Annotated in this window: 16 protein-coding genes and 1 tRNA gene; 13 read left to right on the top strand and 4 right to left on the bottom strand. The window is 42.9% G+C overall.

The window, feature by feature from the left end:
* The first annotated feature begins 161 nt into the window (after window positions 1-161).
* Together AC1RRY_RS19385 and pyrE are read left to right on the top strand one after the other, a co-directional pair.
* Entirely contained in the window at window positions 162-1448 is a 1287-nt protein-coding gene (locus tag AC1RRY_RS19385) for a hemolysin family protein (protein WP_492821497.1), read from the top strand.
* 134 nt (window positions 1449-1582) lie between these two features.
* Window positions 1583-2212: an orotate phosphoribosyltransferase gene (gene pyrE / locus AC1RRY_RS19390; protein WP_492821495.1), complete on the top strand. Its 630-nt coding sequence runs from the start codon at window positions 1583-1585 to the stop codon at window positions 2210-2212.
* Between the two features lie 218 nt (window positions 2213-2430).
* Here the strand turns inward: pyrE and AC1RRY_RS19395 are convergent, their stop codons facing one another.
* Window positions 2431-2577: a hypothetical protein gene (locus tag AC1RRY_RS19395; protein WP_492821493.1), complete on the bottom strand. Its 147-nt coding sequence runs from the start codon at window positions 2575-2577 to the stop codon at window positions 2431-2433.
* A gap of 429 nt (window positions 2578-3006) precedes the next feature.
* Between AC1RRY_RS19395 and AC1RRY_RS19400 the strand changes: the two genes are divergently transcribed.
* From AC1RRY_RS19400 to AC1RRY_RS19430, 7 genes are all read left to right on the top strand, one after another.
* Entirely contained in the window at window positions 3007-5019 is a 2013-nt protein-coding gene (locus AC1RRY_RS19400; RefSeq protein ID WP_492821491.1) for a thioredoxin domain-containing protein, read from the top strand.
* A 2-nt stretch (window positions 5020-5021) separates the two neighbouring features.
* A complete protein-coding gene (gene pxpB, locus AC1RRY_RS19405) occupies window positions 5022-5708 on the top strand; it encodes a 5-oxoprolinase subunit PxpB (RefSeq protein WP_492821489.1) in 687 nt (228 codons plus the stop codon).
* A 358-nt stretch (window positions 5709-6066) separates the two neighbouring features.
* Entirely contained in the window at window positions 6067-7014 is a 948-nt protein-coding gene (locus AC1RRY_RS19410) for a 5-oxoprolinase subunit C family protein (protein WP_492821487.1), read from the top strand.
* 109 nt (window positions 7015-7123) lie between these two features.
* Window positions 7124-7879, top strand: a complete 756-nt coding sequence (locus AC1RRY_RS19415; protein WP_492821485.1) for a LamB/YcsF family protein — start codon at window positions 7124-7126, stop codon at window positions 7877-7879.
* 232 nt (window positions 7880-8111) lie between these two features.
* On the top strand, window positions 8112-9431 hold the full coding sequence (locus tag AC1RRY_RS19420) for an MFS transporter (RefSeq protein ID WP_492821483.1): 1320 nt from the start codon (window positions 8112-8114) through the stop codon (window positions 9429-9431).
* Between the two features lie 283 nt (window positions 9432-9714).
* Window positions 9715-10830 (top strand): glycosyltransferase family 4 protein, encoded by a 1116-nt coding sequence (locus AC1RRY_RS19425; RefSeq protein WP_492821481.1) that lies wholly within the window; start codon window positions 9715-9717, stop codon window positions 10828-10830.
* A 196-nt stretch (window positions 10831-11026) separates the two neighbouring features.
* On the top strand, window positions 11027-12220 hold the full coding sequence (locus tag AC1RRY_RS19430; RefSeq protein ID WP_492821479.1) for a glycosyltransferase: 1194 nt from the start codon (window positions 11027-11029) through the stop codon (window positions 12218-12220).
* A gap of 156 nt (window positions 12221-12376) precedes the next feature.
* Here AC1RRY_RS19430 and AC1RRY_RS19435 read toward each other — a convergent pair whose 3' ends face one another.
* From AC1RRY_RS19435 to AC1RRY_RS19445, 3 genes are all read right to left on the bottom strand, one after another.
* Window positions 12377-13354 (bottom strand): NAD-dependent epimerase/dehydratase family protein, encoded by a 978-nt coding sequence (locus tag AC1RRY_RS19435; protein ID WP_492821477.1) that lies wholly within the window; start codon window positions 13352-13354, stop codon window positions 12377-12379.
* A gap of 87 nt (window positions 13355-13441) precedes the next feature.
* The gene (locus AC1RRY_RS19440) at window positions 13442-14428 is read right to left on the bottom strand and encodes a hypothetical protein (protein ID WP_492821475.1); all 987 of its coding nucleotides are present in this window, start codon (window positions 14426-14428) and stop codon (window positions 13442-13444) included.
* A gap of 76 nt (window positions 14429-14504) precedes the next feature.
* On the bottom strand, window positions 14505-15914 hold the full coding sequence (locus AC1RRY_RS19445) for an MBOAT family O-acyltransferase (RefSeq protein WP_492821473.1): 1410 nt from the start codon (window positions 15912-15914) through the stop codon (window positions 14505-14507).
* A gap of 220 nt (window positions 15915-16134) precedes the next feature.
* Between AC1RRY_RS19445 and AC1RRY_RS19450 the strand changes: the two genes are divergently transcribed.
* The 4 genes from AC1RRY_RS19450 to AC1RRY_RS19465 all read left to right on the top strand — a co-directional run bounded on the left by AC1RRY_RS19450 (window position 16135) and on the right by AC1RRY_RS19465 (window position 18826).
* Window positions 16135-16208 (top strand) — tRNA-Arg (locus tag AC1RRY_RS19450).
* 217 nt (window positions 16209-16425) lie between these two features.
* Entirely contained in the window at window positions 16426-17307 is an 882-nt protein-coding gene (locus tag AC1RRY_RS19455) for a helix-turn-helix domain-containing protein (protein ID WP_492821471.1), read from the top strand.
* Between the two features lie 67 nt (window positions 17308-17374).
* Window positions 17375-18112 (top strand): SDR family NAD(P)-dependent oxidoreductase, encoded by a 738-nt coding sequence (locus AC1RRY_RS19460; RefSeq protein ID WP_492821469.1) that lies wholly within the window; start codon window positions 17375-17377, stop codon window positions 18110-18112.
* 186 nt (window positions 18113-18298) lie between these two features.
* Entirely contained in the window at window positions 18299-18826 is a 528-nt protein-coding gene (locus tag AC1RRY_RS19465) for a GNAT family N-acetyltransferase (RefSeq protein ID WP_492821467.1), read from the top strand.
* Window positions 18827-18904 lie beyond the last annotated feature (78 nt).

Raw genomic sequence — 18904 nt, forward strand, 5'->3', positions numbered from 1 at the left:
GGCAGATTTGATTCAGGCCACAAAGTTCGTAATTTTTTTGTAAGTAAAAGAAGTGGTAAAAAAATTATAATACACTTTTCGTTCAGAATATATGTAAAACATATTATTTTGCATTCTAATCACCATCTGACCCATCGAATCGTTGGGTCAAAAACGTTTAAATGGAAATTTTAATTGTTCTTTTTTTAGTAATACTCAACGGTATTTTCTCCATGTCGGAGATTGCCCTGGTGTCGTCCCGCAAAACAAAACTAGAAATAGCAAGCAAAAATGGTGATAAAAGAGCACAGGCAGCGCTCGACCTGGCCAACTCACCCAATCGTTTTTTATCTACTGTTCAAATTGGAATTACGTTAATCAGTATCCTGACGGGTATTTTTTCCGGTGATACGCTGACAGGCCAGCTAAAGGCCTATCTGATGAACTGGGGGTTGTCTGACCGCTATGCCGATGAAATAGCCGTGGGTTTAATTGTGCTCATTATCGGTTTTGTCCAGCTCGTTCTGGGTGAACTCGTACCTAAGCGTATAGGCATGGCAAACCCGGAAGCTATTGCAAAGGCCGTAGCTGCACCGATGAATGTCCTCTCGAAAATTACCTCACCGTTTATATGGTTGCTTACCAAGTGCAGCGACCTCATCTTCAAGGCATTGGGTATTACTCAAACTGAAAATTCGGTTACGGAAGAAGAAATCAAGTCGATGATTCAGGAAGGTGCTACCGGTGGCGCCATTGACGAGATTGAGCAGGAAATTGTACAGAACGTATTTCATCTGGGCGACAGGAAGATTACCACCCTGATGACCAGCCGCAACGAAATTACCATGCTCGACATCGAGGATCCCGTGCAGGAAAACAGAGCTAAAATAATTGAATTCAAGCACTCGGTGTATCCCGTTTGTAAAGACGGTATCGACAACATCATCGGGTTGCTCTATATTAAAAACCTGCTGGGCAAAGACCTGGAAACCGAATTACAGAATCTGGAGTCGGTATTGAAAGAGCCTCTGTTTATTCCTGAAAACAACCATGCGTATCAGGCCCTGGAGAAATTCCGTGAAGAACGCATCCACATGGGTATCATTGTTGACGAATACGGCAGTGTGCTGGGTATCATTACCCTGAACGATATTATGGATGCGCTGGTGGGTGATATTTCGGTCGATAATGAATTCAGCTATGAGATTTTTGAGCGGGAAGACGGCAGTTTTCTGGTAGATGCCTCCTTGCCGTTTGATGACTTCCTGAATCATTTTGATATTCAGATCAACAATCGCCGCGAATATACCGGATTCGACACCCTGGGTGGTTTTGCGCTGAACATACTAAAAGAAATACCCGACACCGGCGATAAATTTGAGTGGGAAGACTACGAATTTGAGATTATTGACATGGACAAAAACCGTATCGATAAGATTCTGGTGATGAAGGGCACTATCGAAAGTTAAGAACGCAGATGCACGTTCTGCTGCCTGTCTGCAAGGATATTTTGATTATTGCATATAATTTCCTGATAGAGACGCGTGCTTATGCGTCTCTACGTATATAAATCCGATCATCGGCAAAACATACCTTATTTTAAATGAACACTTCGCGTAAGATTGCTTCTTATCTATTATCGACCAAGGCAGTAAAATTGAGTCCGGAAAAACCATTTCAATGGAGCTCGGGCTGGAACTCACCCATCTATTGCGATAACCGCGTCACCTTGTCGTATCCGGAAGCAAGAACTTTTATCAAGAAATCGCTGGCCAAGGCCATTAAGAAACATTTCCCGGAGGCTGAACTGATTGCCGGAGTAGCCACTGCGGGCATACCACAGGGTGCTTTGGTAGCCGAGGCGCTGGGCTTGCCTTTTGCCTATGTTCGCCCTAAGCCCAAAGAGCACGGCATGGGAAACCAGATTGAAGGCCGCATAGAGAAAGGACAGAAAGTAGTAGTGATTGAAGACCTGATATCGACCGGAGGAAGCTCGCTGAAAGCAGTAGACGCACTGAAAGAAGCCGGCATTGAAGTAATAGGCATGGCCGCCATTTTTACATACGGCTTTAAAATAGCCGACAAAAACTTTGCCGACAAGCAGGTGCCATTGGTAACACTGAGCAATTATAACTCGCTGATAGACGAGGCCATCAAGCAAAACTACATTTCAGCGGAGTCCTTGGAGTCACTGAAAAAATGGCGCAGAAAACCCGAAACCTGGGGTAAATAAACCTGCAGGCATTTCATAAAAAGACAAACATTTTAGTAATAGAAATCTTAATGGCATCTGGTAGCTATACGTATAGCCTTGAACCTGCTATATGAATAGCGCAAACAGCATTTGGAAGAACCACCGAAGATTCCCCGGCAATACTTTTGCAGTATGATTTTTTGCTATGCTGAAAACTTCGAGCAGCGTATACTGCACTTTGGATATATGGCCCAAAATCAAGACTCTGCTATATCCATCGCATCTTCACCATCACCCATTGAGGCTCTGATATTATTGGTTAGTATCTCAAATTGAGGTGTTACCCATTCTTTTTTTGAAGTGTTTTCTATGGGAGAAAATTCAATGGGTAGGATGTTTTCCATCGCGTTAAATGTTATTGTTTGTAAAAAATAAAACTACGTTATTATCATTTCTGATATAATAATCTTTTATAGCAGTCTTTTTTATTCAACTCAATTTAATAGACAGACAGCGTAACGATAAGCAATAAAGTTTTCTTTCTGAAAAATAATTCTGAATGCCGCCCGATAGTTGCTCAGTAATGCAAAGCATTTTACAAATCTGAACAGGTTCTTTCGAAGGAAAGTATACAAAATTATATCAAAAGCGATAATTAATAAAAGAATCTGTATGAAAAAAATATAAATTCAGACAGTAAACCATCACAACAGAAGATTAGGAACAAACCTGAAATTTAAATAACTTCCTTTAAAAACTAAACTTAATATTTAATCAGCCGAACAACCAAACCCATTCTGCTGTTCTAACATCAAAACCGTATTCTTTGCTATATGCCTAATCAACTGATTCACGAAACAAGCCCCTATTTGCTGCAGCATGCCCATAACCCCGTCGATTGGTATCCCTGGGGAGAAGCCGCTTTGCAGAAGGCAAAAGCAGAAAACAAACCGATACTGGTGAGCATCGGGTATTCAGCCTGCCATTGGTGCCATGTGATGGAGCGTGAATCGTTCGAAAGCAAGCAGATAGCCGACCTGATGAACACCCATCTGGTATGCATAAAAGTAGACCGTGAAGAGCGCCCTGATGTTGACGCCATCTATATGGAGTCGCTGCAAGCCATGGGTGTGCGCGGAGGCTGGCCTCTGAATGTATTTCTGATGCCCGACGCCCGGCCTTTTTATGGCGGCACGTATTTCCCGCCACAAAACTGGGCCAATCTGGTGGTGAGCATCAAAAGGGCTTTTGATGAAAACTACGATAAATTGCAGGAGTCGGCTGATGGTTTTACAGAAAACATGTTGTTTAAAGAGTCGGATAAATACCAGTTGCAGGCCGATGATGAGTTGACATTCAGTGAAGAAGACCTGGTGACGATTTTTAACCGCATGCGTACCGATTTCGACTACGAAAAAGGCGGTATGAACCGCGCACCGAAATTCCCGATGCCGAGTATCTGGAAATTCCTGCTGCGATATTATAGCGTTACGAAAGATGAACGGGCTTTGCAGCAGATCAGCCTGACACTCGACCGCTTGGCGTTGGGTGGTATCTATGATATACTGGGTGGTGGCTGGACACGCTACTCAACCGACGAAGACTGGAAAGTGCCGCATTTTGAGAAGATGCTCTATGATAACGGCCAGCTGGTTTCTCTTTATGCCGAGGCCTATGCGCTTACTCAAGACCACCTGTACAAAGAGCGTATCAGCCAGACTATCGACTGGCTGATACGTGAAATGACCAGCGAAGAAGGAGGATTTTATTCAGCGCTGGATGCCGACAGTGAGGGCGAGGAAGGGAAATTTTACGTCTGGACCAAAAAGGAAATTGATTACCTGCTGGCGGAGCAGTCAAATGAGTTTAATGAGATTTTTGAGATTAGTGAAGCCGGTAACTGGGAACACGGCAACAACATACTGCATCTGGAAGAGCGAATCTATGGTGTAGACAACAATAAATGGGACAAACTGCTGGCTAGATTGCTTGAGGAACGCAGCAAACGCGTTCGTCCCGGACTGGACGATAAAATACTCTGTTCGTGGAACGGACTGATGCTGAAAGGGCTGGTAGACGCCTACAGGTATATCAACGAACCGAAATTCCTGAGAATTGCGCTCGTCAATGCGCATTTCATCAAAGATAAAATGACCACTAAGGTGCTGACTGAAGAAGGGAAAGAGGGCAGGGGACTATGGCATAATTATAAAAATGGCAAAGCTACTATTATTGCCTATCTGGAAGACTACGCCAGCGTGATAGATGCCTATACGGCTTTGTATCAGGTTACTTTTGACGAGCAATGGCTGCATGAAGCAGAAATGCTGACAGATTACGTGATAGCAAATTTCTATGATGCCGAAGATGAATTCTTTTATTTTACAGATAGCCAGGGTGAAGCGCTGATAGCCCGTAAAAAAGAGTTGTTCGACAACGTGATTCCGGCTTCTAATTCCATCATGGCTACGAATCTGTATAACCTCGGGCTGATACTCGACCGCCGCGATTATCTGGAAATCGGTAAACTGATGCTGGCCAAAATGAAAAAACTGGTGCTGACCGAAACACAATGGCTCACTAACTGGGCTACGCTGGCTACGCAACTGGTAAAACCAACCGCCGAAGTGGCCATAGTAGGGCCTGATGCACAGAGCGTAAGAGCCGTACTTGACCAGACCTACGACCCCAACAAAGTATATGCAGGAACCGGTGAGTCGTCAGACCTGCCGCTATTGCAGAACAGAAAATCACGCGACGGACAAACCATGATATACGTCTGTTTTGATAAAACCTGCCAACTGCCCACTGACGATATTAACAAGGCATTGGAATTGATGAAATAAATTTGAAACCACCCTATAACATATTCTCAATTGGTGATTCTGCCGTCACGATCGATTTCGGGTCTGTAATCGATGTGGCTGTCAATACGCTTGTGGCTCAACTGTTTGATTATTGCCGCCAACACCCATTCATTGGTTTTACAGAAGCAATACCTGCCTATGCTTCACTGACGGTTTTTTATAAGGTAATACAGGTAAGAAATGCGTATCCGGAGGCCGAGACTGCTTATGCGTTGGTAGAAAATTATCTGGCCGGGGCCTTAACCAATCTGGATATTTCCACAACCGGGAGCGCCAATCTGATTGAAATTCCGGTGATATATGATGGGGAAGACATTGCCTTAGTAGCCCAACATAACGGCTTAAGTGTAGAAGAAGTAATCAGGATACACAGCGCAGCCACCTACCGTGTATACATGATGGGTTTCCTGCCCGGCTTTGCTTATCTGGGCGGAATGGACGAGCGCATTGCCACCCCAAGAAGACCCACCCCGCGCACCAGAGTACCCGCAGGCAGCGTAGGGATAGCAGGCAGACAAACAGGCATATATCCTCTCGAAAGTCCGGGAGGCTGGCAACTCATCGGCCATACAGATACTATCTTGTTCGATATAAACTCCCCCAATCCCACACTTCTGAAAGCAGGTGATCTGGTAAAATTTGTGGCGCGAACATCCTTTTCGCAGTAAATAATAACTACAATACGTATTGTTTAAAAAGAAGTTTCATAATAAGGTTTTTACCACAGAGTTGACGGAGTAAAGGAATAACAACTAAAAACTACTACCTTAAAGCATCATTTCCTGTTTGAGACCAATTAAAAATCAGGGAGAGGATTGTGAGAATATTTTCAATCTAGCAGATTTTTAATTGGACGAGTTTAAATGATGCGAGTTTTTGGTTACTTTTTCCGCAAAAAGTAACAACAGAATAATATAAAACTTGTTGAATTTTTATTACGAATCAACCTCATAGAGAGAAAACAACAACAAAATCTTAAAAGCCTGAAATTTAATTACTAACTCGCTCAATCACTCAATTCAAAAGATGCAGTTCCTCAAAACAGGCATATTAAGCAGCATACAGGATGTGGGTCGGAACGGCTATCGTTATTCCGGCATTAATCCCAATGGTGCAATGGATAAAACCGCCGCCCGACTGCTGAATATTCTGCTGGGTAATGATGAAAACGAGGCAGTGATAGAGTTCCATTTTCCGGCTCCTGAAATAACCTTTACACAAGATGCCTTAATTGCTGTGGGCGGAGCAGATTTTGTGCCCTATGTGGTGGACGAAAACAACCAGAGCATCAACCTTACTCACTGGCAAAGCACAAAGATAGCGGCCGGAAGTACTCTGAAATTCAGAAAACGAAAAAGCGGCCAACGAGCCTATCTGGCCGTAAAAGGAGGTGTTCAGACCAAAGAATGGCTGGGGAGCAAAAGCACCAATGGTCTGTTGGGTTTCAATACTATTCAATCGGGAGAAGCATTCGCACTCGCTTCCTATACCGAATCCGTTTTTTTGCCATATTTAGGGGTAAGTATTCGCCCGCCTTATGCGGCTGAGCCTATCATCAGGCTTATCAAAGGGCATGAGTATGACTCACTAACCACGGCAAGCAAACCTTTGCTGGAAAACCAGCCTTTTACTATCAGTCAGCAATCCAATCGTATGGGGTTCAGATTGATGGGAGAGGCATTGCAACTGTCAGAAAAAACAGAACTCGTTTCATCAGCCGTTGATTTCGGAACAGTACAACTCTTGCCCGACGGACAAATGATTATTCTCATGGCAGACCACCAGACCACAGGCGGATACCCACGGGTTGCGCATGTCATATCAGTAGATTTACCGCTGCTGGCACAATGCGGAGCAAAAGATAACATCCGTTTTCAGTTGGTTACGCAGGCAAAAGCCGAGGAATTATTAATTTTGAGAGAAAAAGAAATAAGAAAGCTTAAGGCCACGATTCAATATTTTTATTCAAGATAGACCGACTTGAGTCGGTCGCAGTATACAAAAAGTTTCCTTTGTTTAAATAGCAACCGACTTTAGTCGGTTTTGGTGTAAATAGAATAAAGTTTAAATACAGACCATTATCATGCCAACCATAGACCTCAACTGCGACATGGGCGAGTCATTCGGAGCCTGGAACATGGGCAACGACGAAACCCTGATGAATTTCATTTCGTCGGCCAATATTGCCTGTGGATTCCACGCCGGTGATGCCACCATTATGCGTAAAACAGCAGTGCTGGCGCTCAGAAAAGGTGTCGCCCTCGGAGCTCACCCCGGTTTTCCGGATTTACAGGGTTTTGGCAGACGAAACATGCAGCTAAGTGTGCAGGAGGTATACGATATTTGTGTCTATCAGATTGGTGCCATGCACAATGTAACAAAGGCATTGGGAGGCGTCCTGCATCACGTAAAACCACACGGAGCATTGTATAACATGGCAGCTAAAGATGCCGCGCTGGCACAGGCCATAGCCAAAGCCACGCATGATACCAACCCTGCACTGGTTTTATACGGTCTTTCGGATAGCTTTTTAATAACCGAAGCAGAAAAAATAGGTTTAAATACCGCCTCAGAAGTTTTCGCCGACCGCACGTATCAGAACGACGGAAGCCTGACTCCACGTACCCAAGCCAATGCCCTTATTGAAGATACCGATACGGCCGTTGCACAGGTAATCAGGATGATAAAAGAAGGGAAAGTCATATCGGTTGATGGCCGGGAGGTATCCATCAAAGCCGATACCGTTTGTATACATGGCGATGGTGCACATGCAGCAGCCTTTGCCGGAGCCCTCAGCGAAAAACTCAGAGCCGAAGGAATAGCAATGAAGGCAGTTTGAAAAATTAGCTAAAACCCTTAAAAAATTAAATATTTATTTGCTAATTCGTGGCTGTTTTGCCACGGTGTACACCAATGGCGTAAGGTTTCAGAATTGAATTAGTCTATTTTTGTGAAGTTTTTCAGGCCGACTTTAGTCGGTTGTAAATAAATTATACCTTTGTTAGGATAGATCACCGGATTTATTCGGTAAAAAGTATCGCAACAAAGAACACTTAACACTTACCGAAGAAATGTTTCAAAAGAATCAGAAGAAGGTGCTGAATGCCTGGACCATGTACGACTGGGCCAATTCGGTGCATAACCTCGTTATTATCACCGTTGTTTTTCCGATGTACTTTCTGGCAACCACTACTACCAAAGATACACAGGGAAATGTCATTAACGACGTGGTAAACTTCTTTGGCTTTCATGTTCAGAACTCCGTTTTGTATTCTTATAGCATTTCGGTAGCCACCCTGTTGCTGGTTTTGTTGAACCCGATTCTAACACCTCTGGCCGACTCTAGCGGCCGGCGGAAGTTTTTCATGAAACTCTTCTGTTATCTGGGGGCTGCCAGTTGCGCCTATTTCTATTTCTTCACCCGCGACAACGTATCCTGGGCCGTAGTGGCATTCGGGCTATCTATTATGGGTTGGGGTGGGAGCATCGTCTTTTATAACTCTTTCTTACCTGAAATAGCCACCGAAGACCGTTTCGATAACCTGAGCGCCCATGGTTTTATGATGGGCTATATCGGTAGCGTGTTGCTGCTGATTTTTAACCTGGTTATGATCATGAAACCTGAGCTGGTGGGTCTTACACAAGCCGACAGCGATTCCGGTTTCACAGCCAGAGTATCTTTTCTGACAGTCGGTATATGGTGGGCATTATTTGCGCAGATACCTTTTTATTATCTGCCGAAAGATCAGGTAAAAAAGCTGAATGGCAAATGGCTCAGCGGTAGTTTTCAGGAATTACGCAAAGTGTTGAAAGAAGTAAAACAAAATAACTTATTGAAGCGCTTCCTGGTGTCGTTCCTGTTTTATGACATGGGCGTGATGACGGTCATATACGTCGCTACCATCTTTGCCGATAAAGAATTACACATCGAAAAAACGGGGTTAATCATTACCCTGTTGTTGATACAACTCATAGCCATTCCGGGTTCATTTCTGGCCTCGTGGCTGTCGGGTAAGTTTGGTAATACCAAAGCCTTGCTGATAGAGATTTTTGTCTGGTCGTTAATGCCTCTGGCAGCCTATTATACTACTACTGCCAATGAGTTTTATATCATTGCCACCGTGGTGGGTCTGATAATGGGGGGTATTCAGTCGCTTTCGCGTTCTACTTATGCCAAGCTGATACCAGATAACACCAAAGACACCGCCTCTTATTTCGGGTTTTATGATATTGTCGAAAAAATTGCCATCACTCTGGGCACGCTTCTGTTTGGCATTGTAGAGCAGATAACCGGCAACATGCGCAACTCGGTACTGATGATTCTGGTTTTCTTTATCATCGGCTTTTTGCTGCTGATGCGTATTCCTTCGAAGAAGATTTATAAGGATTAAACAGGAATATAATCAGTCCTTATAAAAGAATGTCTCCCGATTTTACTATTTTTGCGGGATATTCAGAAGTTTGCTTGTGTATTAATTTATATTTAGAGAATCTTGACAGATAACAAAGCGACTTTAAATTCATTGTTTCTTTTTCTTAAATCATCACACCGGGAATACCTTTTACCCTAAGCTTAATCATTAGATAACAGCCGGTCTGTTCTGAAATTTTATAAAATATAAGGATACTGAGAGATTTTATCTGTGAATTTCTTTAGTTCCTGCCACTACCTTTATGAAAGTGCTTTTTGATCATCAGTCGTTTACAGGGGCCAGATACGGTGGTGTTGCCAGATATTTCTATGACCTGATGCACAATCTTAAGTATCATCAGCATATTGAAGTGAATCTGGCTCTGTTGTTTTCAAACAATCAGTACCTGAAAAAAGGCGATGTGAAAGAGGCGTTTCCTTTCAGTTTTTTCTTAGGCCATCGGCTTACCAATCTATTGTTTTCACATATCAACCGTGTCAACAGCGCTGTACAGGTTTCGCGGCAGAACTACGATATTTTTCATCCGACCTACTTCAATAATTATTTTATACCTTTTCTGGGTAATAAGCCTTATGTAATTACCCACCATGATGCTATCCCCGAAAAATTCGGTACAAAATATGCTGCGCTCGATGGCTTCGATAAAACCTATAAACAAAAAGTGCTCAATGGTGCTGCAAGAATCATAGCCGTTTCAGAAAACACGAAGAACGACCTCATCGACATATTCAATATAGCGCCCGACAAAATTGATGTAGTGTATCACTCAACTCATTTTGCTACGTATAAGCCTGCGGCCGGTTTTGATATTGCTACTCCCAAAAGGTATTTGTTATATATAGGTAACCGCGAAAACTACAAAAATTTCGATGTGTTCGTCAAGGCTATTGCACCTGTGCTGAACAAGCAGCCTGACCTGTATCTGATGTGTGCCGGTAATAATTCGTTTACAGATGTGGAACGACAATTGTTTCAGAAGCTGGGAATCATCCATCAGGTGATTCATCAGGACATATCCGGTGACGACACATTGTACAGACTGTACCAGAAAGCCATTGCCTTTGTTTATCCCTCTTTGTATGAGGGTTTCGGTATTCCTATTCTAGAAGCCTTTGCTTGTGGCTGCCCCGTAGTGCTGAGCAACCGCTCGTGTTTTCCGGAAGTAGCACAGAACGCCGCCCTGTATTTTAACCCTGACGATACCGGACAGATAGCCTCTGTCATAGAAAAACTGCTGAATGATGCAGATTTACGCGCTGGTCTGGTGAAGAGCGGATATGAAAGATTGAAGAGTTTTTCGCCGGATATTACGGCCATCAAAACTCTTGAAACCTATAGAAAAGTATTGGGCCAATAAATTGAATTGTTCTTCACATAAAGAACCTGGCATTGAATAAAAGAAGATTTTAGTAAGTATAGTCAAACTTTAAAAAGTAAAAGATAAAATTAAATCGTAACTTTGGTACTTTATAGAACCACTGGAAACGATTTTCAACCCCAACACGGCTATTGCAGTCGTGTGATTACTAACCGCTTTTTCTAATCAGAAAGTTATGCGAGTCATCATTTGTGATATTTATGTATTGCATCAAGGCCATAATCTGGGACATATACAGAATACCTTACGATACCTTGAACAAAACCCCAGCGACACCGAATATATATTTTTATTGAATCCGGAGGCAAAAGCTTTTCCGTCAGTGCAAACGCAGGCAAAGAATGTACAGATTATCTTCTTTGCTGAAGAAGAGTTTAATGTGCCTCAAACAGGTACGAGTCTTCTGGAAACAATAAAACTGATGCAAGGGCTTTGGAAAACTATCACGAAATATGTGACAGACCTGAAAGCCGATCGCCTGATTCTGATGATGCTCGATATGTTTCAACAGACAATCGGCAGTAGTCGTCCGCTTTGTGAGATTACCGGTATCATGTTTAATCCGTATCCGCGTTTAATACCGGCCGACAACTCGTTGAAAACCAGACAAAAGACAGAAGTGGCCAGGGCACGCAAATTGTTTACATGCTGGTGGATGCTCCGTAACAGGCAATTGAAGAAAGTATTTATCTTTAACGACCGGGAGACCATCAAAACCATGAACAGCACATTGGGTAGTAAAATATTTACCTACCTGCCCGATCCTGTATATGATTATCCGTCGAACGAGAGCCTTGTGATTCGTGAGAAATATAAAATTGATGCCCATCGCAAAATATTGCTGGCATTCGGCATGATAGACGAGAAAAAAAATGTGGTGAATCTACTGCGCGGTTTGCAGCAATTGCCGGCTGAAGATGCCGCTCAGAGTTGTTTACTGGTTGTGGGCAAAGTAAGGCCGAAATACAAAACAACCTTGGAAGATGCAGTGGCAGAAGCCCGGAAGCTACGTCCCGAATTACAGATAGTTTTAGAATGCCGCTTTGTGGACGATGATGAAATGGAATCATTTGTGGGGCAAAGCGATGTCATTTCTCTGGCATATGTCAACTTTTATTCATCGAGCGGGGTGATTGGTCTGGCATCGCGTCATGATAAACCAATCATAGCTACTAAGTTTGGCGTGGTAGGTGACCAAACGCGAGAATACCAGCTGGGCTTAACTGTAGACGGCCATAAACCTGACGAAATCAAAGAGGCCTTTCAGTATTTTCTGCACCATCCTGAAAACGAATTCCCAAAGAAATCCCGGCAGCTTATAGAAGAACACACCGGCGAGGCATTTATCAGAACGCTGCTGGAATTATAATGATTGTGGCGCGAACTTCCGGTTTTTCTTGTATATACGTAACAAAGTGTGTTAATACCTACCTGAATGCTAAACCTACTGTCATTAACATGTCTGACAAAAAAATGGCCAACCTACAGGCCAGCCATCTTCTATGTTATATAAATAGTATTAATCTTATACCAATTCCTCCACCTCTTTCGTAGCTTGTTCAGAAATCCACTTGTAGGTTTTGGTGATACCCTCTTTCAACGATTGAGACGGCGCCCAACCTAGTTTTTCCTGAATCAGGGCGTTGTCTGAATTACGACCACGTACACCTTGCGGGCCCGGAATATTATTAATAGCAATATTTTTGCCTGATATTTCGATAATCATTTTGGCGAAATCGTTGATAGAAATCATTTCTTCCGAACCAATGTTTACCGGCCCCGAAAAATCAGACTCCATCAGGCGACGAACACCATCCACACATTCATCCACGTATAAGAATGAACGGGTTTGTTTACCATCGCCCCATATTTCAATAGTGCCGCCGTCTTCAGCCTCAATCACTTTACGGCAGATAGCCGCAGGCGCTTTTTCTTTACCGCCTTTCCAGGTGCCTTGCGGGCCAAAGATGTTATGGAAGCGAGCTACTTTTACATTAATACCTAAATTGCGTTGGTAAGTAAGATATAAGCGTTCGCTGAATAGTTTTTCCCAACCATATTCGCTGTCAGGAGCAGCCGGGTAGGCCGATTCTTCCGAGCATTTAGGGTTGTCAGGGTCTAGCTGATTGTATTCAGGATACATACAGGCCGACGACGAATAGAAGATTTTTTTCACATCTGCCTGTTGTGCAGCGTGTAGCATGTGCAGATTACATAGCGCCGAGTTATGCATTACGGCAGCATCGTTTTCGCCTGTAAAGATATAGCCCGCACCACCCATATCAGCAGCCAATTGGTATACCTCGTCGAAACCGCCTTCCAATACCTGTTTGCAAATAACCGGGTCTGTTAAATCACCAACAATAAAATCATCAGCGTTGCCATTACCGTACTCATTATATTTTAAATCAACTCCTCTTACCCAATAACCTTCACTTTTTAATCGATTAACTAAGTGACCTCCGATGAAACCACCCGCTCCACAAACCAGTGCTCTTTTCATATGAAACAATTTATGGTATAAAGTTTATAAAATACACAACTCAATAAAATACAAATTTAGTGAATCAATTTGTATTAAAAAAAAATGTTACAGTTTCTGATTGACAGCATCAATCCATATCTGCTTTCCTTCGCAATTCCAGTGCGTATCACCCACATCATACAGCATCTTTTTTGATTGACTAAAAGGCGTATAAATATCAAAAAAAGGCATTCGTAAACCCGGATTCTTCTGAATTCTTTCAATCAGGTGGTTATACTGACCCAAATCTGTTCCCAGTATCGAACTCTTGTTGGGAGCTATTGAAAGGTATATTTCATCAAAACCGTTTTTTTTGTAAAAATCGTATGTACGATTTACATTTTCTATCAAAATTGCAATTTCATTGTCTGAAATTTTATCGAACGACGAATTGATCCCCTTCGGCCGGGCATCTACTTCATAAAAAATATTCTTTTTGTCTTTCGATAAAACCACGTTCTTATCAGTTCTGTCAAACAGGCTTTCGTTTAAAACAGCTTTCCACTCTTTAATGTTCAGGAATAAATCAGAAGAAAACAGAATTGATTCATGGCGCTCTGTACTATACCAGAAATCTGCTCTGGCGTTTTTCATCATTTTCTTTGCAGCCTGTAGTGCGCTTGGGTCGCCGATTACAACATTCTTGTAAACAGATGTAAATCGTTCTCTGAAATGCCGCTCTACCGTTTCTATAATCAATACGTTTTTCTTTGTTTTGTCTAATTTAACAAAGAGCGTATCTTCAATGAATTCCCGCTGATAAGAGCCACTCACAAAGTCAGACGGGTCTATACGAGCCTCCTCAGTGAAACTATCACCAATCAGATACAGGGCAGTATTCGGCTTTGTTTTTTTAGTTACTTTATTGCCACATGGCTGGTTCAATACCCTGAACTGCGGCAGATTTGAGAAACGATACAAGTCGCCGAAACGGTAATCGTCTTTTGTTATGCCATGCTCAAAAAGCCATTTGGATAGGTGCGGCGAAAACCCCGGCAACCATAGCAAAGCAAAAACTGTAAGTGCTGTATATCTCAGTATTTTCAGATTCATTTTTCTTTATTTTTGCCACGATGTGCAATACAATTATTCACTCAATCACTAATTCACTCAACCACTCAATCCTTCCCTAAAACTGAAAATAAATAAACTGATTCGAATCAAATACGCCAAAGAAATAGCATACCACCAATAACCCTGCAAATAGGGCATAGAACCGGGCGGTATTCGTAACATCTATCACTTTCATAAATCGTTCTTTCAATAATAGCCCGGCAATGAGCAACCAGCAGAAAATCATTTCTACATTATTCAATGGCGAATGGATGGTATCACCATAGCTGCCGAATGCCAATAGCTTCTGCAAGATAATCTTTGCGTTGCCCAAACCCTTTGCTCTGAAAAACACCCAGGCGAGCATCACCAGTATAAACGTAAACAAAAGGTTGAAAGGTTTGTTCAGAAACGCCGGTAGCAGATTGGTTCTAAGTTTGAAATACTTATCGCGTATCTGCGCCATTATGAGGTATAAACCATGCAAGGCACCCCAGATAACGAATGTCCAGGCAGCACCATGCCAGAGGCCGCTCATCATAAAGACAAAGAAACGGTTAAAGTACATACGTTTTTCGCTGACTCGGTTGCCGCCCATCGGAATATACAGGTAATCGCGGAACCAACCCGATAAGGAGATGTGCCAGCGACGCCAGAATTCTGAAATGGAGGTTGAAAAATAGGGGGTATCGAAGTTTTCCATCAGCTTGAAACCCATTACCCGGGCTGTGCCCAGAGCAATATCAGAATAGCCGGAGAAATCGCAGTAAATCTGGAAAGTAAAGAAAATTGTACCCACAAGCAGGGTGAGCCCGTTGTGGTCCAGCGGGTTATCGTAACAGTAATCTACCAGCAAGGCCAGGCGGTCGGCTATTACCACTTTCTTGAACATCCCCCAGGCTATGCGCATCAGGCCCTCTTTCAGATTGGCGAAGTCAAACTTGAAAAAACTATGAAACTGCCAGAGCAGGTTCTGCGGACGCTCAATAGGCCCTGCCACCAGTTGGGGATAGAACATCACATAGAGCGAATAGATAACAAAATCTTTTTCGGCTTTTTGGTTGCCCCGGTACACCTCAATAGTGTAGCTCATGGCCTGGAAAGTATGGAACGATAGCCCGATGGGCAAAGCAAAATCAAGAAACGGAAATGGGGTAGGGGTATCTAGTTTAGATAGTATAGCGGCCAGATTGGTATTCAGAAAGTTATAGTATTTGAAATACGCTAGAAACCCGATATTGGTTATGAGGCTGAGCACCAGCAGCCACTTGCGTTTTTTGCCGGTGGCGTCAGCAATGAGGATACCCGCAAAGTAGTCAACAACAATAGTAACAAAAAGAATAAGAATATAGATAGGCTTGAAAACCGCATAGAAATAGCAACTAGCTAAAAGCAATAACCAGATTCGACCCCGATGCGGCAAACTGAAATAAGCCAGCGTAACAACAATAAAAAAGAAAATGAATTGTAGAGAATTGAACAGCATTCAGGTTTTTTTTTGTTCAGGAATACAAGTTTCAAAGTTCTGTGTAATTATCAAAGTTTCAAAGGTATTTTTACAGAGAATCTTGATTGGAGCCGATTTTTTTTACACGCAAGCAACTGATTAAGAGTCAGTGGGTGTTTAGAGATTGGGTAACTAACACATTTTTTTTATTGGAGTTTTGAATCATAAATTCAAACTGCTATATTTGCACCCACAATTCGGATCCGTAGCTCAGTTGGATAGAGCAACAGATTTCTAATCTGTGGGTCGCAGGTTCGAATCCTGCCGGGTTCACTTAAAGTCTCAACGAGAGTTGAGACTTTTTTTGTGCCTTAAGAGCAACAGATTTCTAATCTGTGGGTCGCAGACGGTCGGCCGCAGAACGTCTGACCGCTGCCGTTCGAATCCTGCCGGGTTTTTCCTTTCAAAAAATATTACAAATCCGCGGGATTGAGACTATCAGAATGAAACTCATATCCATAGGCAGTTGTTCTACTGTTTTGCAAAATAAATGGAAGAAACAACAGGATTACTGAATAAAATCAGGCATCACGACAAATTATTGATTGCCCTGAATGAAAATTGTGCGATTCCTTTGCCTCAGGATGTCATACGTATATTGCAGAGCCCTCACCGGCTTTCTTTCTATTATTTTCAGTATCTGGAAAAAGGATCGGCCACTTTCAGGACTGATTTGAAAGAATTTACCATTAACGATGGCGAGCTGGCTTTCGGATTACCCAACCAGATATTTACCAAAATACCCTATGATATCAACATGCAGCAATACGCGTTGTCTTTCGATGAACAAACGCTGACACTGCTGCCCAGTACCTACCAGTTTCTGGTTAATCCGTTCAATGTCAATTCCATTGTCTTTGATGCCCCTGCACAGCAAAGGGTAAAGAACCTGCTGTCGGGGCTGTTTCAGCTTTTGCATGCACCCGGCAGGCAAAGAAAACCCGATGTCATTCTGGCTCACCTGCATACCTTGCTAACCGAGTTTAATACCGCTTATTTTGAGCAATACCAAAGCCCGGAGGTAACGGCGGGTTCCAGACTGGCAAAATACATAGCCTTTAAACTGGCGGTAGAAACCCAGCTGACCGAACAGCATGATGTGCAAAGCATTGCCGATAAACTGGCCCTGACCTCCGGCACCCTTTATGCCATTGTGAAAGAATATGGTGGGGTTTCTCCGAAAGAATGGATAACCAACCGGCTCGTGCTTGAAGCACAGCGAAAACTGCAATACTCCGCTATTTCGGTCAAGGAACTGGCCTATGAACTGGGTTTTAATGACCCTGGTTATTTCTCCCGCCTTTTCAAAAAAAGTACGGGCAAGAGTGTCAGCCGATATCTGGCCGACCTGCGCGATTTGTCCCACAATTAAAAAGATTTGTCCCAACCACCCCTTTTTATGCTGACTACCTTTGTGCATCAACAAAATGAAAGACAAAATGAAGTCAACATTAGTAACAGGAGCCAACAAGGGTATTGGCTTTGAAGTAGCCAGAATACTGGCCCAGAATGGTTTTTTCGTTTATATGGGCAGTCGTCAGCTGGCAAACGGCCTGGCAGCGGTGGAAAAACTCAAAGCCGAAGGGCTCGATAATGTTTCAGCCATACAACTGGATGTTACCAGCCAGCTATCGGTAGACGAAGCAAGAAAGACAATCGGTGATCGAACCGGAGTGTTAGATGTACTGGTAAACAATGCGGGCATTGGCGGAGAATTCGGGCAATCGGCACTTGGTTCGGCAGCAGAGCATTATCAGGAGGTGTTTGATACCAATGTTTTTGGAGTAGTAAGAGTTACCGGCGCATTTATTGATCTGATGAAGCAATCGCCGGAGCCACGCATTGTCAACGTAAGCACTGCTATGGCATCTCTTACGATGGCAGCAGATATTGATAATGCGAGCTACCCCAAAAGATATGCCGTTTACCAGTCGTCCAAAACAGCCTTGAATATGTACACAATGCAGTTGGCTTACGAACTACGGGACACAGCATTTAAAGTAAATGCGGTTTGCCCCGGATGGACCCAAACAGACTTTACCGGTAATCAGGGTACCAGTACCCCCGAAGAGGCTGGTCAGCGTATTGCCAAATATGCACTGGTTGGAGCAGAGGGACCTACAGCAAAATACATCAGCGAAGAGTATTTTCCGGAACCTGCCAGTTGTCCCTGGTAAATAGAAGATGCAACAGCGTTAACAGCTCTCCTGAAACCGGGAGGGCTTTTTTTGATTCCTGAAAAAGAGGTGTCTAATCGGCGCAGATTAGGTTGATTATCAATATGTACGCGATTAATTGTCAGGTAGAAGAAATTTTTACATCTTTAATCAATAAAATCACCGGCAGACCACTAATCAAACCAAATGTCAGACAGAACTTTTACTCCCTTCCCAACCCTTACAACCAAAAGATTAACGCTCCGACAACCAAGTATTAATGATGCACCCGAAGTTTTCACCTTACGGTCTGATGAGGAAATAAACAAATATCTGGGTAGAAAGGCAAGTGAAAGCATCGACGATGCCGTCAATTTTATTAACACTGTTAATGAGAATACTGCTAAAAATGTATCGATATATTGGGCAATCACGCTGACAGATTCAGACCATTTGATTGGCACTATTTGCCTGTATAATTTTTCAGATGATGGCACTTGCGAAACCGGTTATGAACTTCTGACAAACTTTCAGGGGCAGGGACTCATGCAGGAGGCCGCAGAAAAAGTAATAGCTTATGCTTTCCAAACACTTCAGGTTCAAAGAATTGAAGCAGTTCTTGAAAGAGCTAATCAGCGTTCCATAAAACTGCTGGAGAAATTGTCATTTACAGCCTCCGGAGAACCGATTGAGGAAGAACCTGATTTAATAGGGTATTATCTGATTAAATCATGAGTTACTTTGAGATAGGAATATTGTTTTATGAAAAATAAACAAGGTGTCTAGAAAGTATTTTGAGCCAAATAAAATCTT

The organism is Emticicia sp. GW821-FHT11C11 (assembly GCF_058808615.1).

Excerpts from the sequence above, each read along its gene's own strand:
- AC1RRY_RS19415 (WP_492821485.1), top strand. The coding sequence starts at position 7,124 with ATGCCAACCATAGACCTCAACTGCGACATGGGCGAGTCATTCGGAGCC.
- AC1RRY_RS19425 (WP_492821481.1), top strand. The coding sequence starts at position 9,715 with ATGAAAGTGCTTTTTGATCATCAGTCGTTTACAGGGGCCAGATACGGT.
- AC1RRY_RS19430 (WP_492821479.1), top strand. The coding sequence starts at position 11,027 with ATGCGAGTCATCATTTGTGATATTTATGTATTGCATCAAGGCCATAAT.
- pyrE (WP_492821495.1), top strand. The coding sequence starts at position 1,583 with ATGAACACTTCGCGTAAGATTGCTTCTTATCTATTATCGACCAAGGCA.
- AC1RRY_RS19455 (WP_492821471.1), top strand. The coding sequence starts at position 16,426 with ATGGAAGAAACAACAGGATTACTGAATAAAATCAGGCATCACGACAAA.
- AC1RRY_RS19385 (WP_492821497.1), top strand. The coding sequence starts at position 162 with ATGGAAATTTTAATTGTTCTTTTTTTAGTAATACTCAACGGTATTTTC.
- AC1RRY_RS19445 (WP_492821473.1), bottom strand. The coding sequence starts at position 15,914 with ATGCTGTTCAATTCTCTACAATTCATTTTCTTTTTTATTGTTGTTACG.
- AC1RRY_RS19410 (WP_492821487.1), top strand. The coding sequence starts at position 6,067 with ATGCAGTTCCTCAAAACAGGCATATTAAGCAGCATACAGGATGTGGGT.
- AC1RRY_RS19465 (WP_492821467.1), top strand. The coding sequence starts at position 18,299 with ATGTCAGACAGAACTTTTACTCCCTTCCCAACCCTTACAACCAAAAGA.
- AC1RRY_RS19460 (WP_492821469.1), top strand. The coding sequence starts at position 17,375 with ATGAAGTCAACATTAGTAACAGGAGCCAACAAGGGTATTGGCTTTGAA.
- AC1RRY_RS19420 (WP_492821483.1), top strand. The coding sequence starts at position 8,112 with ATGTTTCAAAAGAATCAGAAGAAGGTGCTGAATGCCTGGACCATGTAC.
- AC1RRY_RS19435 (WP_492821477.1), bottom strand. The coding sequence starts at position 13,354 with ATGAAAAGAGCACTGGTTTGTGGAGCGGGTGGTTTCATCGGAGGTCAC.
- AC1RRY_RS19400 (WP_492821491.1), top strand. The coding sequence starts at position 3,007 with ATGCCTAATCAACTGATTCACGAAACAAGCCCCTATTTGCTGCAGCAT.
- AC1RRY_RS19440 (WP_492821475.1), bottom strand. The coding sequence starts at position 14,428 with ATGAATCTGAAAATACTGAGATATACAGCACTTACAGTTTTTGCTTTG.
- AC1RRY_RS19395 (WP_492821493.1), bottom strand. The coding sequence starts at position 2,577 with ATGGAAAACATCCTACCCATTGAATTTTCTCCCATAGAAAACACTTCA.